Origin of the sequence: Acidovorax sp., assembly GCF_046291265.1 — a bacterium.
Classification (GTDB): domain Bacteria; phylum Pseudomonadota; class Gammaproteobacteria; order Burkholderiales; family Burkholderiaceae_C; genus Acidovorax.
Genome location: NZ_JBKBTV010000187.1, coordinates 1 through 556, shown reverse-complemented (window position 1 = coordinate 556; position 556 = coordinate 1). Strand labels below are relative to the sequence as shown.

At 66.5% G+C, this 556-nt stretch carries 1 protein-coding gene; it reads right to left on the bottom strand.

The window, feature by feature from the left end:
* Positions 1–112: 112 nt before the first annotated feature.
* On the bottom strand, positions 113–556 hold a 444-nt coding region (locus tag ACK41V_RS23825; protein ID WP_409786189.1), incomplete at its 5' end, for a hypothetical protein.

The window sequence follows — 556 nt, the reverse complement described above, 5'->3', positions numbered from 1 at the left end:
CGCCCTGCTTTTTGCTGACCCACTGCCAACCGGCGCCAAATGTCGACGCGCGCACGTGCTGCAGTGCCCACTGCTGACTGCTATAGTTCAAGAACATGGCACGCTGCTGCGCTCACAGTCTCAACGTCGCCAGCAGCAAGCTGCCGCCCAGCAGCATGGCAGCCAATGTGACAGCATGCAGCGCCGGTCGCGCCGCGGCATCACGCGGACAGTCGGGCTGGTCCGCACAACCAACCTCGTAGGCGCGGTACCCGCTGTCAGCGTACTGATTGTGCGCCATGGTGGCCTGCACAGCGCCCTGCAGTGCGGCGTGCGCCAAGACAGAAAGGGCAAATTGGCGGCGCGCGTCAAGACAGGTTGAGCACTGGCAGCGAGGCCCAGCGCGACGCGGTGTGGCACGCACCGTGGCGCTGCGCAGAGAAGTGATCGCGGTGTCCGCGATGGTGCGCGTGCTGGGCGCCACGGCCAGCAGGGCATCGGCGAAATCAAACATGCCGCGCACTGTCGTTACGCCTTGCCGCTGCGCATCCAGCCGAGCCCTGACGCGCTCCGCAGC